Raw genomic sequence first — 20631 nt, 5'->3', positions numbered from 1 at the left:
CTTACAAATTATAAAATTATTCAGACCCCGTAAACTTCTTCATGGTCGCTTCGTCCTTTGCGGTAATACCCTCTTTGCAGATTACCTTTTTAACCGTTTTAAACAAAATTTTGATATCCAACCACAGTGACTGGTTATCAACGTACCACGTATCAAGCTTGAACTTCTCTACTGAGGTAATCGAATTACGCCCATTGACTTGAGCATAGCCAGTAATACCTGGGCGCACTAAATGACGACGGGCCTGCTCTTGATTATAAAGTGGAAGATATTCCATAAGTAAAGGCCGAGGCCCCACTAGGCTCATCTCCCCTTTTAGAACATTCCAAAACTCCGGTAACTCATCCAGACTAGTGGCACGAAGCTTCTTACCAAATGCTGTGAGACGTTCATTATCTGCTAGCAGATTACCTTCAGCATCTGTAGCATTCCTCATTGATCTAAATTTAATCATCTCAAAAGGCTTACCGTGTAAACCCGGACGCACTTGACGAAATAAAACTGGTGAGCCTAAGTGCTTCCTGACTTTGTAGGCCAAAAAGATATACACAGGCGATAAGATCACCATTGCAGCTAAGGCAACAATGATGTCAAAAAGGCGCTTAATCATAGTATCTCCATTGCTTCTAGCATGGCTCGATTGACCGTGTGCACATCAAATTTTTCCTCAACCAATTGTCGTGAGGCTGTGCCCATTTGGGTTAATAACTCAGGATTAAATATGAACGTCTCCATTGCCGCTGCCAATTCATCAACTGCTTTGACTGGGACAAGGTAGCCGTTGAGACCATCTGTCACCGTCTCGCGACAACCAGGAGCATCGGTGGTAATGACCGCTCGACCCATGGCCATCGCTTCTAAGACCGTTCGTGGTGTTCCTTCTCGATAAGAAGGTAGAACATAAACCGAGCTTGCACTAATAGCGGGTCTAACATCCGCGACTTTGCCCCAAAAATTGAATACCCTTTCATTTATCCAATCATCAAGCTCAGACTGACTTATCGAATTTGGGTTGTCATCAATCCAACCAACCAAGTCAAACTGTGTGCCTGGATATTTGGCTTTGATTATTTTTGCTGCCTGAGCATACTCGCGAATCCCTTTATCCTCTAACAAACGGGCGATGAGTAAGAACCTTGGTTCTGGTACATGGTTTTTAGTAGGCAAAGACACTACGCTATATTCAGCAATATCAACCCCTGATCCATTAACAATTTTAGTTGCCACCTCAGGTTTTATGATACCCATAGTCCTAAATAGTGCTTCATCATCCGGATTTTGAAAAAATACTTTTTGTGCTGATGCCAAGGCCCGAGAATAGAGTTGATGCATAAGTTTCTGTAAGTTGGATTTTTTGTAGCCCTGTTCTTCTGCTCCTTGAAAGGCATATCCCAACCCTGTAATTAGTGCGAATTGATGCGGAACGTGAGCTAACTTAGCGGCCAGTAGACCGTAGATTACCGGCTTGATGGTATACGCGAGTACATAATCAGGCTTAATACTCTTCATTAATCGGTACAATGAAAGCATCGCTCTCATATCGGCAATAGGGTTCGTTCCCGTTCGCTGCATAGGGATTTCATGGAGCTGATAACCCAACGTCTTAAGTTGATTAAACGCTTCTGGATGATTGACAAAATCAGGGGCGGCAAGGTGAATTTCTAGATCAGTTCGTGCAAGCGCGGCCAGTAGCTCTCCACGAAAACTCAAAAAAGAAGGTGGGTAACTGGCGATGAGTAGAAACTTCATTCTACGTACTCCTTTACTGCTTGCCAAAAAGCTTCTACCGAGCGGTATTGGCTGATGTATTTTTTATTGACTACAGCATTGTCCACTTGATGGGATAAGTGTTGGCGTAGTGCCGCTTCAATTGCTTCTTTGGAGCATGATTTGGTCACGGTGATGTGAGGTATCGAGTCTACACCGTCTGTACAAGGTGTAGAAATCACCTGTTTGGTTCCCGAGGCCATCATTTCGATTAACACATTGGGAAATCCTTCTATCTCAGAGGAGATAACACCAATATCAGCACTAGCAAACCATTGAATTGGGTTACTGATCTTGCCAGTAAAAATCACTTTATCTTGTAGCCCTAACCTAGCGACAAGCTGTTGTAAACTTTCTCGTTCAGGACCATCACCAATGATTACTAGACCTGCCTTAGGGAACTCTCCTTCTATCGCTGCAAACGCCTCAATCAACCAATCAAATTTCTTTAGAGGAATTAAGCGGCCACAGCCAACTAATAAAGTTGAGAATGGCCGCTTGTTAATTTGGCTATCGGCTACCTGATAATCAATATAATCCAAATTCACGGGGTTAGAGATAACCGCTATTTTCTTTGCAGGCATATATCCTAAATTGCTAATAAGCGATGATTTCATGCGCTCAGTTTGACAAATAATTAAGTCCTGTTGGCCATACATGAACTTATAAATGAGTTTAAATAACACCCGCCATGGACCAAAAAAGCGGTCAAAAACAAAGGTCGATTCGCGGCTAATCAAATATTTGGTCCTAAAAAGCCTAACTCGCCTCATAAAACTCAAGACACCATTCACATGACTGTGCGAAGAAAATGCGTACTCATATTTATTGTTATAACTTAGAAAAATAAGGTTAAATAAAAAATCTGGTAAAGATGTTTTTTCAGAGCCATGATCTTTAATAATCATAGTTAAATTCGGATGATCTTTAATACTCTCCCACCCTGCTTGCTTACCCCTAGACATAATATAGACAGTAACGTGATGACCTTTTTTCAACAGCATAGATATGATGTTAAACATGGTACGCTCCGCCCCACCCAACACAGCAGTGGGCGAGACAAACAAGAATTGGCTTGGTGACTCTCTTGTCACCTTAGGGTTAACGTTCATTTTGCCACGCCTGAAACATAAGAACTGACCATAATTTTTTACTATAATCTGCATGACCTGACAGATGCGCTTGCCACGTTTTTTGAATAATGTCAGAATTAAGATGGCCCTGATTACGAATATGCATAGGGTCTAATAAACTTTCTACCCAGTCGCGTAAATCATGACGTAGCCAAGACCCTAGTGGCACACCGAACCCCATTTTTGGCCGGTCTATCAACTCTGGTGGTACATAACGATAGAGAACTTGTCTTAATATCCATTTCCCTTGGTTATTTTTAAATTTCAGACTAGCGGGTAGCTGCCATGCAAACTCAGCGATACGATGGTCAATTAAAGGAATACGCCCTTCTAAGCTAACCGCCATCGTTGCTCGATCTACCTTAGTTAAAATGTCATTAGGCAAGTAATTCAAACCATCATGCAACATCATGACGTGCAAAAAATCTGGCAGATCAAAACTATCATTGAATATCCTTACTGCAGATGGAGTATAGTTCTTCACTAGCTGACTAGGTTGCCGCCAGTTCTGCATGGTCATACGATAGAATGCGAGTTGATTTTTAGTAGATAGTAAAGGCAGCGTATGTCTAAACGTTGTCAGCGTTATTGGCTTACTCACATATGGTTGTAATATTGGACGCAGCATCCCCAGTATTACTTTTAATGAACGCTCTGACAGAGCACTTAACCAAGCCGTGACCATGCTACGGACAGGTATTTTGTTTAATTTGTGCCATACATTCGGCGTTTCTTGATAACGACTATAACCGCCAAACAACTCATCCCCCCCATCACCGCTCAGGCATACCGTGACATGTTGTTTAGCTATACCACTGACTAAATAAGTGGGAATCTGTGAAGCGTCAGCAAAAGGTTCGTCATAGATACCTCCTAGCTTAGGTACTACTCCCATAGCTTGACGGCCTGTTACATATTGCTCGGTATGATCCGTGCCTAAGTGCTTAGCTACGGCTTTAGCATGTTCAGCTTCATTGTAGCCTTCAATATCAAAACCAATTGAAAAGGTCTTTACAGGGCTTACTGATTGCGCTTGCATCATCGCTACCACGATGGAAGAATCAATACCTCCAGACAAAAATGCCCCTAATGGCACATCAGCCTCCATTCGAAGTCTGACAGCATCCCTTAATAACACATCTAATTGGTTAATCGCCTCCTCATCACTGTTATAGGACAATAGGTCTTGTTGACCTTGAAGCGCAACCTCAGCTAGATTCCAATAACACTGCTCTTTAAGTTCCTGATTATCAGGTGACCAAGTAAGATAATGCGCTGGCAGCAGCTTAAAGGTATTCTGATATATAGTTAAAGGCGCGGGTACATCATTGAATCTAAAGAATTCAGCCAATGCATTTGAATCAATGTCGCGCTGAAATTTAGGATGCGCTTCTAAACATCGTAGCTCTGAACCAAATATAAATGCTCCATTTTGCTGGGTATAATATAAAGGTTTCTCGCCTAGCCGATCACGCGCTAAAATAAGCTTGCGCTGCTGCCTATCCCAAACGGCAAAAGCAAACATACCATTAAAAGCTTGCAAAGCAGTATTCATACCCCATGCTTCAATGGCAGCGAGCATAATCTCAGTATCTGAATGACCTCTCCACTGATAATTTAACTGCCTCTCAAGCGTATCTTTTATTTCTTTATAATTATAAATCTCACCATTAAATACGATTATGAAACGCCCAGTTGATGACACCATTGGCTGGTGGCCTGCGGGTGACAAATCCAAGACGGCAAGGCGGCGATGACCAAAATTTACACCTCCTTCAGACCACATACCCTCACTGTCAGGACCACGCTGGCGAATAGTACCGAGCATATTATCCAAAATAGTTTGGCCACTGAGCGTTGAACTCTCATCGTAGAACCCTGTAATCCCACACATAATATGTCTCAATATTTTTAAATAAATGTCAACCAATAACCTAGCCAACCTTGTGAATACTCTATTAAAGGGTGCCACTCTAAAGTTGAATATATAGATAGAGCTGTAAAAGATATCAAAAATAAAAACTTCCCCTGAGACCGATCAGACTTTATCAATAGTATTAATAATGCAACAACCATAGCCTGAGAAAAGAATCTCCAAGCAAAAGGGTAATATCTCCCTAAAATCAACCAAAATAGTACCAATACAATAAAAAAATAACGATATGGATTAGACTTAAAAGCTAAATAGTAAAATACACCAAATAATAAATATACAAAATATACTGACCACATCTCTTGCCCAGCTACGAACCCATCATAGCCTCTTGACATCATTACGTCATTGACAGTATCAGAATAAAGCATTAAAAATAAGCCTAACAAGCCCAAAAAAATTTTAATATATACAGATACCCTCTTATTAAAAATAATACTTAGCAAACTTAGAGGTGCTACTCCAGGGTGAATAGCAATAGAGCCGAAAGTAAATAGCTTTTTGGAACTAACCAACCCATACATTAAAACTGCTAAGGCCAAACCATTTTTTAATGCCACAAACATAGAGTTAAATATCAAAGGGTTTAACATCAAAAAAAATAAAAACAAAAATATGTTTGCTGTAGATATTCTTCTTATTATGAGAAATAAAAATAAGAAAATGACCAATGATAAAAAGTTTGGAAAAAAATAACCAAAATACTCGCCAAAAATATCTACAAACAACCAATATAGTGGATAACCATAAACCTGAGGTAGAGTAAAGTCTACATCATATAAAAAAGCATGAACAATATAACTAGGGCCATCACTAATAAGCATTGCATCCCTAAAAGAGATTAGAAAAGCGATTAAAAAAAATAAAAAATAAGCAAATAACCTTAAAGCATGATTCTTATTAAATTCATTATTCATTGTGACACCATGATACTCTATAAAGCAATATACAGAATCATGAAGTGCATTCAAGATTATATATTGATTTTATTTATAGCCAGTTTGACAAAGTTAATTACCAACCCTATATTCTCAGCTCTAATTTTTATTATCTAAATAATGCTTCCCAATGAGGCATGATATTAGTTTCAGAATATCTATTGATTACGGCTGTTGCTTGGAGCCCCAACCGTAAGCGTAACTCTTCAGATGCTATACAGTCCTCGATAGCGGCTGTTAAAGCATCTATGTTTTCCTTTTCTACTAACAGTCCATTATGATTATGTTCAATTAATTCAGACGGTCCAGAGGGGCAGTTAAAACTAATACAGGCCAACCCCAGTGCCATAGCTTCTAGTAAAGCATTAGGAAAACCTTCTATTCGCGAGGGTAGTACAAAAATATCTGCGCTTTTCAGTATGCTAAAAGGGTTTTTTACTTGTCCATGAAGTAATACTTTGTCTTGTAACCCTAAATCTTGAATCAGCTGTAATAGCTCAGGTTTAAGTGGCCCATCTCCTATAATTTCTAGTCCCCATTCTGTTTCTCTTTTTAGTAGAGGGGACACACTTTTTATTAGCAAATCGTGACCCTTCTCGATAGTAAATCGACCCATAGCTACTATTGACTTTTGCCACGCTCTATCAGTTTCGATTTTTTGAGCCCTTTGAAGGGCGTGTATTCGATTGTCATCCAGAGCATTAGGAATCACGCTTATATGATCACTATCAATATATGACCGCGCCCAATTCAATAGGCTTTCCGTTTGAATGACCAGATGGTCTGCTCTGCAATATAACAAACGACGTAATAACGCCCAAAACCTACCAATCGGATAGTAAATGGGATTGGTGCGTTCAGATATAATGATAGGTATTCCTGTATTTTGACAGGCTAATAGTGTCAGAATATTACAGCGGTCTATAAAACTAATAATTTTATCAGGTTTACTTTTTAAAATAGCTTTTCGCAAATTTGTTGCTCGATAATATAAATTAAATAAAGCATGGAGGTTGTTATTAGGAACCCCGCCAAGATCAAGTCTTATCCGATGAATCGAACTTGCTACTTTATAGAAATCATCTGTCTTATTTATATAAGTAATAAGAGTAATATCATAGCCATTTTTATCTAAATAATTAGCTAAGCCAGTTATCACCCTTTCTGCGCCTCCACTACCGAGGCTTGATATTACTAAGCTTATACGCATTTATTCTTCTCTGTTTTAGAATATGATAAAATTTATATAAAGAGGAGCCACTATAAACAATAGTGTAAGCTATCCCTAAACTTTCAATACCTCTATTATAGTATTGAATCAATATCCAACTTGAACTCGAAAATAAAACCAGACTTATAATATTACCCAATATAAATATTCTTGATAAACTCAGTGAAACGACTAACCTTGATAACAATAACCCTGTAACATAAAATGGAATATAAAGCAGTAAGTACTTTAGTATAAAAGATACTGCTAATGTGCTCTCATGAGTAAACTCCCCACGCTCAAAAAACAACTGTACTATCATATCGCTCAATAAATAAATAGGTATAATAGCCACAGAAAACAATAAAAATCCGAAAACTGTAATCCTTAGACCAAACCTAATACCCTCACTCTTATTAGCAATAACTGCTTCTGCAATATAAGGGAATAGTACTGAGTTAATAACAATACCAACTATCATCAAACCAGATGAAATCAGCTTATTTGCATAATTTAAACTAGCCACGCTTCCTGGATCTAAAAAGCTTGCATAATAATTGGCTATTACTGGCATAATTCCTAGTATTGATGAAGAAAATACCAACCAAAAAAATTCTTGAATAGTATTCTTATAATTATTAATATCTAATTTTCTTAATTCACCTTTGTTAAATTTAAATATTTTACTGATTATCATCAACTGAATTAATAGCTTTATACCATAACCCACATATAAACCAAGGCACAATATCAAAAAGTTATTCTCATTGACTAACTGTAGTACAGCAATAGTCCCCAAAGGAATAAGTATAGAAGTTAAATTATTAGCTATTATTTTTTTCTCCGCATTTAGAACTCCGTCTAAAAACGACATAACTCCTTGTATAAAGACAATGGGCGACATTATTAACCCAGCTTGTATCACTAGTTTAATTTTATACTCTGTCAATCCTAAAAGACTGGGCTGAACATAAATGATAAAAATAGCTGAAAGCAAGGATAAAAACAACAAAAATACAGCTGTAATTTTTGCCACATCAATAAAAAATTCAACCTCACAACTTTTTGATTTTGCCTCAAGATAAGCAGGAATCACTGTGGCATTAATTGACGAGCTAAAAATGGATACGATAAACAAAGGTATACTTAAACCCAAATAAAAAATATCAATATCACTATTAGTACCAAAGTTATAGGCTACAAATATTTCTTTGAATAACCCAGTTACACTGACTACCAACCCTATTAGTAATACAATGATTGAGGTCGATAGTATTTTTTTTAGCATCGATATATCGCTTTATGAACTTATATACCAAGGCATTGCTTTTGCGATACCCTGCACAATATTGAATTTTGGCTCATACCCTAATAGTCTCTTAGCTTTTCCTATATCTGCTTGAGAGTGACGAACATCACCTTCCCGAAAGTCTCGATAGTGAGGTGACTTATCAAAATTAATACTATTGCTTGCCAAAGCAGATTGAATAGCAGTGAACAGCTCATTTAGCGTCGTTCTATCGCCAACAGCGACATTGTAAATCTGATTTTTTGCGTCTTCATTCTCGGTAGTGGCCGCTAAAATATTAGCCTGAACCGCATTTTCAATAAAATTAAAATCACGACTGGTTTCACCGTCTCCATTCACAAAGACGTCATCATTTTTTACCATTGCTGCTGTCCATTTTGGAATAACTGCCGCATAGGCCCCGTCAGGATCTTGACGCTTACCAAAGATATTAAAATAGCGAAGACCGATAGACTTAAACCCATATACTCGTGCAAAAACTTCAGCATAAAGCTCATTGACGTACTTCGTTACTGCGTACGGGGACAATGGCTTACCAATAGCGTCTTCTACTTTAGGAAGCGCGGGATGATCTCCATAGGTTGAGCTGCTCGCGGCATAAGTGAAACTTGTCACTCGCGCATCTCGTGCGGCTGTCAACATATTAAGATACCCTGAGATATTGGTCTCATTGGTTGCGATAGGATCTTTAATGGAGCGTGGAACTGAGCCTAAAGCCGCTTGATGTAAGACATAATCCGCACCCATGCAGACTTGATAGCAGTCATCTAGATTTCTGATATCGCCTTCGATAAAGTGAAAGCGCTGCCACTGCTCTAATGCCACTGATGCCTGCACTTCGTCTAGGTTTTTTTGATATCCAGTGGCAAAGTTATCTAGTCCTATTACGCTCTGATTAAGCTGCAGTAGCGTTTCTAGTAAGTTTGACCCTATAAACCCTGCTACCCCAGTAATGACCCAAACTTTAGGATTTTCTACGATGGTCTTTTTTCTCTGTTCATAAGCTGTCATTATTATTGTCCTATTTGATGAATCTTCTATAGCCGGATATCAGTTTTTTCTTTTTCAAATACATACTTGAGGTCGTAGAGAACGTGTTCTTTTTTACCTAAAGCCCTAATACTATCAATACCCATGTGTGAAAACTCTTGATGAGCGACCGCCAAAATAATGCCATCATAATGATTAAATCGCGGCTCGCTGATCGGTGCAATACCGTACTCTCGCTCTGCTTCATCGCTATCCACCCAAGGGTCGTAGACATCTAAATCGATATTGTATTCCCTGAGTTCATTGACGATATCGATGACCTTAGTATTACGGACATCAGGGCAGTTCTCTTTAAAGCTAAGCCCTAATATCAGTACCTTTGCACCTTCTACTTGAATGCGCTTTTTAACCATGGTTTTGATAAGCTGCGTGGTGACATACTCTCCCATCCCATCATTAAGACGCCTACCGGCCAAAATAATCTCTGGGTTATGACCAATAGATTGCGCTTTATGGGTTAGGTAATAAGGATCAACACCGATACAGTGACCACCTACCAAACCTGGTCGAAAGGGTAGAAAGTTCCATTTAGTGCCAGCTGCTTCTAACACCGCTTCAGTATCTATATTCATCTTGTTAAAGATGACCGCCAGCTCATTGATAAGCGCGATGTTGACATCTCTTTGCGTGTTTTCAATGACTTTTGCAGCTTCTGCTACTTTGATAGAGGGGGCTTTGTGAGTCCCTGCAGTGATCACTAGGTTATATACCGCATCGACAAAGTCTGCTATCTCTGGTGTGGAGCCTGCAGTAACCTTTAAAATATTGGTTACTCGATGCGCTTTATCTCCAGGATTAATACGCTCAGGGCTATAACCCACGTAAAAATCTTGATTAAATGTCAGTCCAGAAACTTGTTCTAATACCGGAATACAAACTTCCTCAGTCGCCCCTGGATAAACTGTGGACTCATACACCACAATGTCACCTTTACTTAGTACTTCACCTATAGTTGTGGACGCTTTAATTAATGGCGTTAAGTCTGGTTGTTTATATTCATCAATAGGCGTTGGTACTGTAACAATAAAAAAGTTACAGTCTTTAAGTGAGTCAATATCGGAGCTGAAGCTTAGATGAGCCGCTTGAGCAAGCTCTAAATCGCTGACCTCTAAAGTATGATCGGTTCCTGATGTTAGCTCTGCTATCCGGCTAGTATTGATATCAAAGCCGATGACCATACGGTGCTTACCGAATTCAACTGCTAACGGTAATCCCACGTAACCTAGTCCAATAATGGCAATTTTAATATTGTCGATGTCTATCATAATGTCCCTCAAATAACCTCTTAAACAACCTTCGTAATAAATCCTTTTTATAGTGCTAAGCATCACTAACGACTTTACTAAGCAGCAATACTTTTTCACCATAAAGGTGCCATAAATCTTTAATTACTCTAAAATTTTTATTAATATTGACTTTTTGTTTTTAAAAATCACAACTAATTATCAAATAGTCTTTGCCATGAAAATACGAGCGTTATTACTATGGCTTTCTCTAAAACCAAATGCCTTATATAAGCCGATCGCTTTAGTGTTATATTTCTGATAGCCAAATTGCCTTCTTAAACAACCTTTGCTTTTGAAGCAGGCTAAAATTTAGTTAATAAATCTTTCGCAACACCTTTTCTTCAAAAATTTTCATTTGCTGCCACCATCGTTTTAACAGACCTCTCTTTATTTTTATCATTACAATAAAGTGAAATAAATCCTGACAGTTAACCTGCACTAAAAAATTTAAAGTCAACGTGGTTATCTATTTTTTAAGCTATTTGTTAACCCACCTTCCTCAAATAGCAAAAACTCACAATCAACTGTTAATTCTTCTAACATGAGATTGATACAATCATAATTTTTGTATTGTGATGACATGGCCCTACCCTTAGGTTTGTCTGTAGCCCATGCTTTAAAGTTGATACCATGTGTAATTTTTCCTTCATTTTATTAAATGATGCTTTGTTAGCTGATATATAAGTTCGTTATCACGCTGGAGTCACACATTCCTGATAGCCACTGACAAAGTATCTGAACTGACGTTTTAACCAAATAACATCCTCTTGCTGAGCTTTTTCGGTAAGCTCAGCCAATATCGCTTCAATATCGGCTAACGGAAAGCAATCTTCTACAGCTTGCATAATTAGTGGGTGACGTGTGGACTCGATATTGCTCTCCCCGATAATGAGCTCTTCGTAGAGCTTCTCACCGGGTCGCAGTCCCGTAAAGATAATCTCAATATCGCCATTTGGATGAGCATTGTCTTTTGGCTCACAGCCACTTAAGAGCACCATTCTTCGAGCTAAATCTACAATCTTGACTGGGCTTCCCATATCTAGGACAAACACCTCACCACCATGAGCCATAGCCCCTGCTTGAATAACCAAGTTAGCAGCTTCAGGAATCGTCATAAAATAGCGAGTAACCTCAGGATGGGTCACCGTAATAGGGCCACCACACTCAATCTGTTTAGTAAAAAGAGGGACCACAGAGCCTGAAGATCCTAAGACATTGCCAAACCGAACCATGCTGATGCGAGTAGAGATATCTGACTGACTCATGCCTTGACAGACCAGCTCCGCCAAACGCTTAGACGCTCCCATAATATTGGTCGGCCGAACCGCCTTATCTGTAGAGATCAGTACAAAAGTCTCTACCTCAGCATCAACTGCCGCTCGGACGCAGTGATAAGTTCCTTTGGAATTATTGATTACTCCCTCAAATGGGTTGTGCTCTACTATTGGCACATGTTTGTAAGCCGCGGCGTGATAGACCGTCTGAATCTGATATTGCTTAAATACGGTTCGCAGCCTACCCTCATTAATCACATTACCGATAAGAGCGATAATCTCTATTTGATCTGCTTCTGGTAGCGCTGCCTGCTGGGATTTTAGCTCTTGATGAACCGCATATAAGGCATACTCAGATAGCTCAAACAGTACTAAACAGCGTGGTTGGTTTTTAATTATTTGTCGACATAGCTCACTACCAATAGAGCCACCAGCACCGGTAACTAATACCCCCTTACCTTTGATATCTTGATGCAAAAGCTCATCAACTGGCGCTACAGTCTGCCGATCTAAAACATCCAATATATCTACTTCGCGAAGGGTACTTACCGTGACCTTGCCATCCGCTATATCTTCCATACTGGGTAGCTGCTTGATCTTTACTGAGACACTAGAAAGACTGTCAATAATCTTACGTCGATGCGCTTGGCTAATCGTCGGCATCGCTAGAAATACTTGTGAGATGTCAAACTTCGTAACTAGGTTTATCAAATTAGCGGCAGCGTATATTTTTTTACCTAAGATATGAGCGCCCGTTAACCTTGAATCCTCATCGACAAAAGCAATAACTTGATAACGACTGCTGTGTCTTAGCTCTTCAAATAAAGCCTTCCCTGCCTTGCCAGCTCCGTAGATGATCACATTCTCATAAATAATATCGCTGTTACCACGCGCCTCATGCTTGCCCTCCCAACGAGCCAATAACTCTCGCAGGGTGAGACGACTATTCCAAAGACAAATAAATAATAAAAATAGATAAAGTAGCGGAACTGAACGGGGAAGATAACTGGTCCAGTGTAAGTAATGCGTGATTGCAAACACGAAGACCAAAAGTACGAATAACTGTAAAACATGGTGCATCTCACCATCATAAAAAATTCGTGCTACGCCTTTGTAGAAACCGATGGCGTATAGTCCTATAACTGGGACGACAGCATAAAGAGCCAACACAACCGGACTAACATGATTATCAATAGTGCCGTAACGTAATGACAAAGCACAGAACAGACAAAATATAGAAATCACATAGTCAACTATGAGTAAGATGACCTGTTTGATTTGACGCGGTAACCCAAGTAACCACTTTGCCAAACGATATGACACCGTCATAGGCACTTGCTCGTCTGAGACATAACAGTTGTCACTCAGGGGTCGCTGCGTATTGTTGTTACTTTCTACACTGATGGTCATAACATTGACTGCTTATTTTATAAGTGTTGGCTAATAGGACTATTACTTAATTACTGTTATCGTCTAACCATAGGCATAGTTATAGTGACAGCTATACCTATTCATCACACTTTGATTCATATCATTTAGGACGATGCCATCGACTTCTACATTGGCCTTGTGCATCTGCTTTATGGCATAGACGAGCTGACCTTCAATAGACTGGTCGTAGCGCGTCACCAGCAACACCTTATCAGCGTATTGGGAAATAATAAGCGCGTCAGAAGCTGCTAATACTGGCGCTGAATCAATAAAAACATAGTCGTAGTGTTGGATCACTTGTTTTATCAAGTTCTTGAAACCTTCACTAGCTAGTAGAGAGGCAGGGTTGTTTGACGGCCCTCCACGAGGCATTAAATCGATATTTTGAATACACGTAGGGTGAATAAAATGGGTAAGCTCTGTATCTAAATGAGGTTTTGGCTGGGATTGAGTGCCTTGATGACTAGTCAGATACTCAGTAAGACCACTATCATGATCGATAGAAAATATCTTATGCAGTTGCCCCAGTCTTATATCGCCATCTATTACCAAGATTTTTTTATCTAACTGAGCGAATACTTCGGCCAAATTAGCTGTGATAAATGACTTTCCGACTTTAGGACTCTCACCAGTAAGAAGGATTACTTTGCCCTTAGCAAAAGACTTAATACTAGGCACCATGCCGAACAGCAAAAATGTTCTTAGACTTTTAATTGCTTCGTAGCTTAGGCTCTCGTTATCTACACGTGCTAGCAATCGATTAGGGGTACGTTTACTTTTACCCAATCGGCGCACAGCCTTAGAACTGGGAATAGTAGCAATAACTGGCACACCAGACTTCGTTTCTAATCGCTCTGGATCTTTAACCGTATTGCGTAATAAACTTCTTAGTAATACCAGCGTGGAACCCAGCATAGCACCTAATATTAAGGCCAAAATCCAAATCCGTAATTTCTTTGGTGCAATGGGTCTAAAAGAGCTGATAGGTAAATCAATAACTCGCACATACCCAATTTCACCCGCCTTTACAATTTTGAGCTGTTCGTAGTTTTTAAGCATGGTTAGATATATCTCTCGATTAATCTCCATATCTTCTGACAGCTGCAAAAACTCCCTTTGAATCTCAGGCAAACGAGCGATGGTCTCATTAATCTCTTGCTTCCTATTAAGCAGCACTTTTAATTGATCATTTATTTGCGTCACGAGTGGATGCTCATCGGTATAATAAGTACTCAATTCAGCTCGTTGAAGATTGAGCTGATTAAGCTGAGCATCTATCTGATAGCTCTCAGTGAGCAGCAACTCTGCCTCTTGACTGACATCAATAGTGCCGTAAGTCTCACGGAATTTATTAAACGCTGCTTCTGATGTTTCAAGCTTTTGCCTCAAGTTGGGTATCTGCGACTCCATAAACCCTATAGTGGTGGTAGTCTGCTCAGAGCCACGAGCTTGATTTTGGTTAACATAGGACACCACAACCTGCTCTAAGATTCGGCTGACCTGTTCCTGATTACTACCCGTTAAAGACAGTTGAATGATGCCAGTCTGTTGGCCTTGCTCTGTCACTGTTAGAGCATTATTTAGAGCGTCAGTAGCCGTTTGCAGTGAAAGTTTGGTTAAGCCCACAGGATGATCGCCGACTGGTAGTGCAGCTACGGTAATACTGATATCCCCTGCTGTCGTCTTAAAGCTTGACGCTTCTCCCACTTGACCCACAAAGTGATTGATACCATCACTGAGATCAAAGCCTGATTTAGTGGCGGTCAATGTAAAAGACTTATTCAAGTAAGCTTGAGGCACTTCAAATTCGCTGATTTCGACTTGGCCATCTTCGGTATCTAAAGCCACGCCATCCGTACTATGAATCGTGGTCGCTATTTTGGTTTGGCTCAATCTATCCAAAGTGTTCACTAGTGGATCAGCTAGCCTAGTATCTAGGTGTAGCTGGTCTACCACAGGCTCTAATACCATCCTTGACTGAATTAACTCACGCTCAGTCTCGGCTAGGCTAACCTCTGGCGCGACCAGCTCTGAGATATTAGAGCCAAGGGCTGACAGGCCGATAGATTTTTCATCTATTTGTACCAGCGCATCAGCTTTGTAGACAGGGTTAACATAACGCCCATAAAGCACGCCTAACAATAAACCAGCAATAGCAAAGGCCAGAATAATCTTCCAGCCGCGCAGCATTACCCAAAATAAAGCAAGTAAGTCAATCTCATCTTTTTCTTGTTTGGGCGTCGCTTTTGGTAACTTCGGTGAATTTATACTCATAATGAATCACTAGTCTGCTAATTTATTCTGCCAATAACCCAAGCTATCTGCGATGTCCTGATAGGCTGTCTTGAAGGCAGCGAGGTTATGTCCATATGGGTCGTTAATGTCTTTATTATTCCAATGCCCTAGTCTAAATGTCTTCCCGCGGCAATAAGGCCACTTAGATTCGATCCACTTGGTTTGTTTACTGGTCATCGTCAGGATTAAATCTGCTGCTACTGCCATATCCTTGGTGATCTGTTTGGCACAATGGCGATCAATATCAATCTGAGCTGCCGTCATCACCTCTACTGCTTCTGACTGAATAGGGTGACCCACTACTGCCGCCAGACCTGCTGAGTCGATACGCTTTTGTGGATAACAAATTTGCAGTAAAGCTTTTGCCATTGGACTTCGACAAATATTGCCAGTACAGACCACTAATATATTGTTAACCTCCATGCTGTGACCGCCCTTTATAGCCCTGATAACATATTGACAGTAGAAGCTGAAGGTAAGATAGATCTGATGAATCTTGACCACCGCACTAGACCCGTTGGATCTACATAGACGATATCATTGGCCTGCATCTCAAAGCGATTAGCCAGAGCAAAGTTAGTCACCGTCTGCATATCGACATAATAGATATCGGTATAAGCGCTACTAGGATGGTCACGCACCACATAAATCTTGGCAGCGTCTGCTGTGTTAGCATTCAACCCCCTAGATTCACCCAGCACATGGGCCAAGCTTAAACCTTGTTCAGGAATCTCAAGCGGCTCAACAACACCAAACTCCCCTAACACATAAACCTTATTGCGGTCCTGTCTGTTGACATGCACTGAGTCGCCATCTTGCAAATGAATTTGGTTGGCTGAGATGCCCATCTTTTGCAAAGCGCGTAACCCGATCTGATAACGCTGACCCTCTCGAATCAGCTCTATACCATTTGAATCACCAGTAGTATTGACCCCGCCGGCCATAGAAATCGCCCCAAAAAGCGTAACCGGCGCATCATTGATATTAAACTCCCCAGGCTGACGCACTTCGCCATCAATGAAGAACTTCTTACCACGATAATTAATAATCTTTACTTGTGGGTCTGGGTACTTAAGGTACTTTTGCAGCTTTGAGCGCAGCTTTTCGGCAAACTCCGGTACGCTCAATCCCTGTGCCTGGATCCGGCCTATTAGAGGGAACTGAATATAGCCTTGTTGATCAACAACAAAGCCTGATGCATAAGGATTGGAGGAGTTACTACTGGCAGGAGGGGTAATCTCTGGATAACCGACGAGAACAATACTTAAGATGTCACTAGAAGTTATACGATAATCAGCTTGAGTAGTGGCGCTTACCAACTTCCTTAAACCCTGATCATTTATTTTGCTCGCTGTAAATTTAGCCGCAGTTGGGAGCGTTGCTAAACTTAAAGGCTTAACGATGAACTGCATACCATTATCAGCGACAAAAGCGCCTGTCGGTGGTAAATCCCCAGATTTAAGTCCAGAACTAATGGTACAGCCAGAAATTATGCTCATCATGATAATAAGTAAGTTACCAAGTATTAATTCTCGACTATTTTTTATTAATAAATTATTTAAGTCCATGATTTACGTCCATAATCAAGCTATCTAACGTCACAATACAAGCAGACATAAGTTTATTTTATATATAATAACAACAAGAGTAATACTGAAAAATGACATTTGTATTAAAAGACAACAAGACTATATCATATTTAATAAACATTTGACTAGATTTTTGTTATGAACAATTATCGAATAAATAGTCATTATTTTTTAAATTTCTGTGACTTGATAGGATACTAGGAGGAGAACAAGATTATGATTTTAAAAATTTTTGTTTGGTTTTATATATGAAATTATTACTTTTTTATTCAACTTCACTAAATAATTTTTATAGTCTTAAAATTTTTATATCGAATTATTTTTATTATCGTTGAACTAAGTATATTGATAGCCAACCTATTATGTGTACCTCTTCTGCACTAGTATTAAGCCTAAATTAGGTAAGTATGCAGCTTGTGACTAGGATCATTAATGAGGCGTCAGCTAAGGTGTGTAAACTGTGCCGCAATGGGGGTTAAAATTTACTGAGTTACCATAAAAAAGCTGAAGGCAGTCATTGACCACCCTCAGCTTAATTTTAAGGTAATGTGCTTATTGATTAGCGCATTTAGAGGCTATCGGCAATAATCTGCATGCCTTCTTCTAGAATCTCATCTTCAACAGTTATCGGCACCATAATACGGATAGCATTACCAAACATACCACAAGAAGCAAGAAGCAGTCCTTTCTCAAAAGCTTTGGCCTTTAGGTCTGCTGCTGCTTGAGGATCTGGATTGCCGTCTGCATCGACGAGATCAAAGGCAAGCATCGCTCCCATGTGACGAATGTGCGCAATCTTAGTATTGTTTAAATCGGCTAAGAATGTCGCCATACGCTCACCGATAGCGTTACTACGCGCCAGTAAGTTTTCTTCTTCTATGACTTCCATCACTGCCAATGCTGCCACGCAGCCTAAAGGACTGCCAGAGTATGTACCACCAAGGCCGCCTTTCTGTGCAGCGTCCATAATATCAGCGCGCCCTATAAGCGCAGAGATAGGATAACCGCCTGCTAAGCTTTTGGCACTAGTGAGCAGATCAGGCTCTATTCCTAATTGCTCTGTAGCAAATAGCGTACCCGTTCTGGCGAATCCAGATTGAACTTCATCTAGAATTAATACGATGCCATGCTCATCACAGATCTTACGCAAGGCTTGTGCAAAGCTTGGCGTCACTTGATGAAACCCCCCTTCACCTTGGACAGGCTCAATAATCATCGCCGCCACATCGCTTGGATGAATGTCGGCTTGGAAGATCATCTCAATACTTCTAAGTGCTTCGGCTTCTGTCACCCCAAGCTCCGGCGCTGGGAATAGCGCGTGATAGATAGAAGCTGGCATAGGACCGAAGTTATTCTTATATGGCACCACCTTACCGGTTAGCCCCATACACATCATGGTACGGCCATGCCAGCCACCGACAAATGAAATCACGCCGTGACGATTTGTTTTGGCACGCGCAATCTTGATAGCATTTTCGACGGCTTCAGCACCCGTGGTCAAAAAGAATGCTTTTTTATCGCCAGTAATGGGCGCTTTTTCACAGAGCTTCTCAGCTAGGGTTACATAGCTGTCATAGCTGATAATCTGCGCAGCGGTATGTGAGAACTTCTCTAACTGCTCCTGAACGCGCTGGGTAATTTTTGGATGGGTGTGACCGGTGTTTAATACTGAAATACCAGCAACAAAGTCAATATAGCGGTTGCCCTCTACATCCCAAAGCTCAGCGTTCTTGGCACGCTCTGCAAAGATTGGAAAAGCGACACCAAGGCCATTTGGTAACACTGCATTACGGCGCTCTAGTAAAGACTGGTTGGTTAAGTTGGTCATTATTCTATCCTTAGTATATTGTCTATAACGACATGAAAGTTGAGATTAAAGGGAGATATAACAAAGTTATTTGCTTTTAATTGGGCAAATATCATTCTTATTCGCTAATATCTTGACACCAGTATTTGGTGGTTACATATTCTTCAATACCATATTTAGAACCTTCACGGCCAAAGCCAGATTGCTTAACGCCGCCAAAAGGTGCGACTGTAGTGGAGATTAAGCCAGTATTTTGTCCCACCATTCCATACTCTAGCGCCTCACTGACACGCCAAGAGCGGCCTAAATCTTGGGTATAGAAATAGGCAGCAAGACCATAAATGGTATCGTTGGCCTTTTTGATGACATCAGCCTCTTCACTAAACGTGAATATCGTGGTGACGGGACCGAATATTTCAGCCTGAGCAATCGCCATATCATCAGTGACATCACTTAATATAGCTGGGTCCAACGTCAAGTCAGAGGCTGCATTACGCTCACCACCAGTGATAAGCTTAGCGCCTTGATCGACTGCCTCATTGATTAACTCCCTCACTTTATCGACTGCCGATTGGTTAATGAGTGGTCCGATGTCAGTACCCTCGTCCATACCATCGCCGACGCTGAGTGCCTCTACCTTTTGTTGATAGATGGCTAAAAAATCATCCTTGATACGCTCGTGCACATAGATACGGTTGGCACAAACACAAGTCTGACCCGCGTTTCTATATTTGGCAGCGATTAGGCCTTCGGCAGCTTTTTCTAGATTGGCATCTTCGAATACGATAAATGGCGCGTTACCACCTAACTCTAGCGATAGCTTTTTGATGGTATCAGCACACTGAGCCATTAGCTTTCTACCAACTTCGGTAGAGCCAGTGAATGATAGCTTGTGAATACGCTTATCTTGCGTCAAGAAATCGCCTACGACTGAAGATTTACCAGTCACTATTTGCAAGACACCTTTAGGGATACCAGCCTGAATAGCTAATTCACCTAATGCCAATGCTGATAGTGGCGTCTCAGTCGCCGGCTTGACAATCATCGTACAGCCAGCCGCTAGCGCAGGTGCGACTTTGCGCGTAATCATCGCCGAGGGGAAGTTCCAAGGCGTAATCGCTGCACACACACCGACGGGCTGCTTAAGAACCACGATACGCTGCGCCTCATTGGTCGCTGGTATCGTGTCACCATAGACACGTTTGCCTTCCTCAGCGAACCAGCGGATGAAGCTATTGGCATACCCAATCTCCCCGCGAGATTCTTTTAGAGGCTTACCTTGCTCTGCCGTCATGAGTATGGCTAAATCTTCTTTATTTTGATCGATTAAATCAGCCCATTTGGTCAATAGCTGACTGCGCGCGTCTGCCGTTTTACGCGCCCACTCCGCTTGCACATCATGTGCAGTCTCCACAGCCTGGCGGACTTGCTCAGCCTTCAAACTCGGTACTTGACCGACCTTTTCACCATTAAAAGGGTTGATAACATCAATTAGCTCGTTATCAGTAGCGACTATCCAGCCATCAGCTTCTAGCCCCACTAAGCACTGCGATTTTATCAATTGTTGATTAGATATCTCTTTCATAGGTCATCCTCTGGTTCTGCTTTT

Annotated in this window: 15 protein-coding genes; all 15 read right to left on the bottom strand. The window is 40.7% G+C overall.

Features of this window, described 5'->3' with window-relative positions; genetic code table 11:
* Positions 1–16: 16 nt before the first annotated feature.
* The 15 genes from EGV92_RS12215 to EGV92_RS12145 all read right to left on the bottom strand — a co-directional run bounded on the left by EGV92_RS12215 (position 17) and on the right by EGV92_RS12145 (position 20607).
* Positions 17–610: a sugar transferase gene (locus tag EGV92_RS12215; protein ID WP_131669582.1), complete on the bottom strand. Its 594-nt coding sequence runs from the start codon at positions 608–610 to the stop codon at positions 17–19.
* Positions 607–1749, bottom strand: coding sequence for a glycosyltransferase family 4 protein (locus EGV92_RS12210; RefSeq protein WP_131669581.1), 1143 nt, complete (start codon positions 1747–1749; stop codon positions 607–609). The genes EGV92_RS12215 and EGV92_RS12210 overlap by 4 nt, the downstream gene beginning before the upstream one ends.
* Entirely contained in the window at positions 1746–2879 is a 1134-nt protein-coding gene (locus EGV92_RS12205) for a glycosyltransferase (protein ID WP_131669580.1), read from the bottom strand. Before EGV92_RS12205 ends, EGV92_RS12210 begins: the two co-directional genes overlap by 4 nt.
* Positions 2869–4794 (bottom strand): asparagine synthase (glutamine-hydrolyzing), encoded by a 1926-nt coding sequence (gene asnB, locus EGV92_RS12200; protein ID WP_131669579.1) that lies wholly within the window; start codon positions 4792–4794, stop codon positions 2869–2871. The genes EGV92_RS12205 and asnB overlap by 11 nt, the downstream gene beginning before the upstream one ends.
* Before the next feature lie 17 nt (positions 4795–4811).
* Positions 4812–5750: a hypothetical protein gene (locus tag EGV92_RS12195; protein ID WP_131669578.1), complete on the bottom strand. Its 939-nt coding sequence runs from the start codon at positions 5748–5750 to the stop codon at positions 4812–4814.
* Between the two features lie 130 nt (positions 5751–5880).
* Positions 5881–6981 (bottom strand): glycosyltransferase family 4 protein, encoded by a 1101-nt coding sequence (locus EGV92_RS12190; RefSeq protein ID WP_131669577.1) that lies wholly within the window; start codon positions 6979–6981, stop codon positions 5881–5883.
* On the bottom strand, positions 6947–8269 hold the full coding sequence (locus EGV92_RS12185; RefSeq protein ID WP_131669576.1) for a lipid II flippase MurJ: 1323 nt from the start codon (positions 8267–8269) through the stop codon (positions 6947–6949). The genes EGV92_RS12190 and EGV92_RS12185 overlap by 35 nt, the downstream gene beginning before the upstream one ends.
* A 12-nt stretch (positions 8270–8281) precedes the next feature.
* A complete protein-coding gene (locus EGV92_RS12180) occupies positions 8282–9301 on the bottom strand; it encodes an NAD-dependent epimerase/dehydratase family protein (protein ID WP_131669575.1) in 1020 nt (339 codons plus the stop codon).
* Between the two features lie 26 nt (positions 9302–9327).
* Positions 9328–10605, bottom strand: coding sequence for a Vi polysaccharide biosynthesis UDP-N-acetylglucosamine C-6 dehydrogenase TviB (tviB, locus tag EGV92_RS12175; protein WP_131669574.1), 1278 nt, complete (start codon positions 10603–10605; stop codon positions 9328–9330).
* 713 nt (positions 10606–11318) lie between these two features.
* On the bottom strand, positions 11319–13310 hold the full coding sequence (locus EGV92_RS12170) for a polysaccharide biosynthesis protein (RefSeq protein ID WP_131669573.1): 1992 nt from the start codon (positions 13308–13310) through the stop codon (positions 11319–11321).
* Between the two features lie 63 nt (positions 13311–13373).
* Positions 13374–15605 (bottom strand): polysaccharide biosynthesis tyrosine autokinase, encoded by a 2232-nt coding sequence (locus EGV92_RS12165; protein ID WP_131669572.1) that lies wholly within the window; start codon positions 15603–15605, stop codon positions 13374–13376.
* 9 nt (positions 15606–15614) lie between these two features.
* A complete protein-coding gene (locus tag EGV92_RS12160) occupies positions 15615–16049 on the bottom strand; it encodes a low molecular weight protein-tyrosine-phosphatase (protein ID WP_131669571.1) in 435 nt (144 codons plus the stop codon).
* Positions 16050–16063: 14 nt separating this feature from the next.
* Complete coding sequence (locus tag EGV92_RS12155; RefSeq protein ID WP_131669570.1) at positions 16064–17194, bottom strand: polysaccharide biosynthesis/export family protein; 1131 nt, start codon at positions 17192–17194, stop codon at positions 16064–16066.
* 589 nt (positions 17195–17783) lie between these two features.
* The gene (gene gabT, locus EGV92_RS12150; protein WP_131669569.1) at positions 17784–19043 is read right to left on the bottom strand and encodes a 4-aminobutyrate--2-oxoglutarate transaminase; all 1260 of its coding nucleotides are present in this window, start codon (positions 19041–19043) and stop codon (positions 17784–17786) included.
* A gap of 97 nt (positions 19044–19140) precedes the next feature.
* On the bottom strand, positions 19141–20607 hold the full coding sequence (locus EGV92_RS12145) for an NAD-dependent succinate-semialdehyde dehydrogenase (protein ID WP_131669568.1): 1467 nt from the start codon (positions 20605–20607) through the stop codon (positions 19141–19143).
* Between the last annotated feature and the right edge of the window lie 24 nt (positions 20608–20631).

The organism is Psychrobacter pygoscelis (genome assembly GCF_004335015.1).
Lineage (GTDB): Bacteria > Pseudomonadota > Gammaproteobacteria > Pseudomonadales > Moraxellaceae > Psychrobacter > Psychrobacter pygoscelis.
The sequence above is the reverse complement of the archived record's forward strand: the minus strand, read 5'-3'. Positions and strand labels throughout refer to the sequence as shown.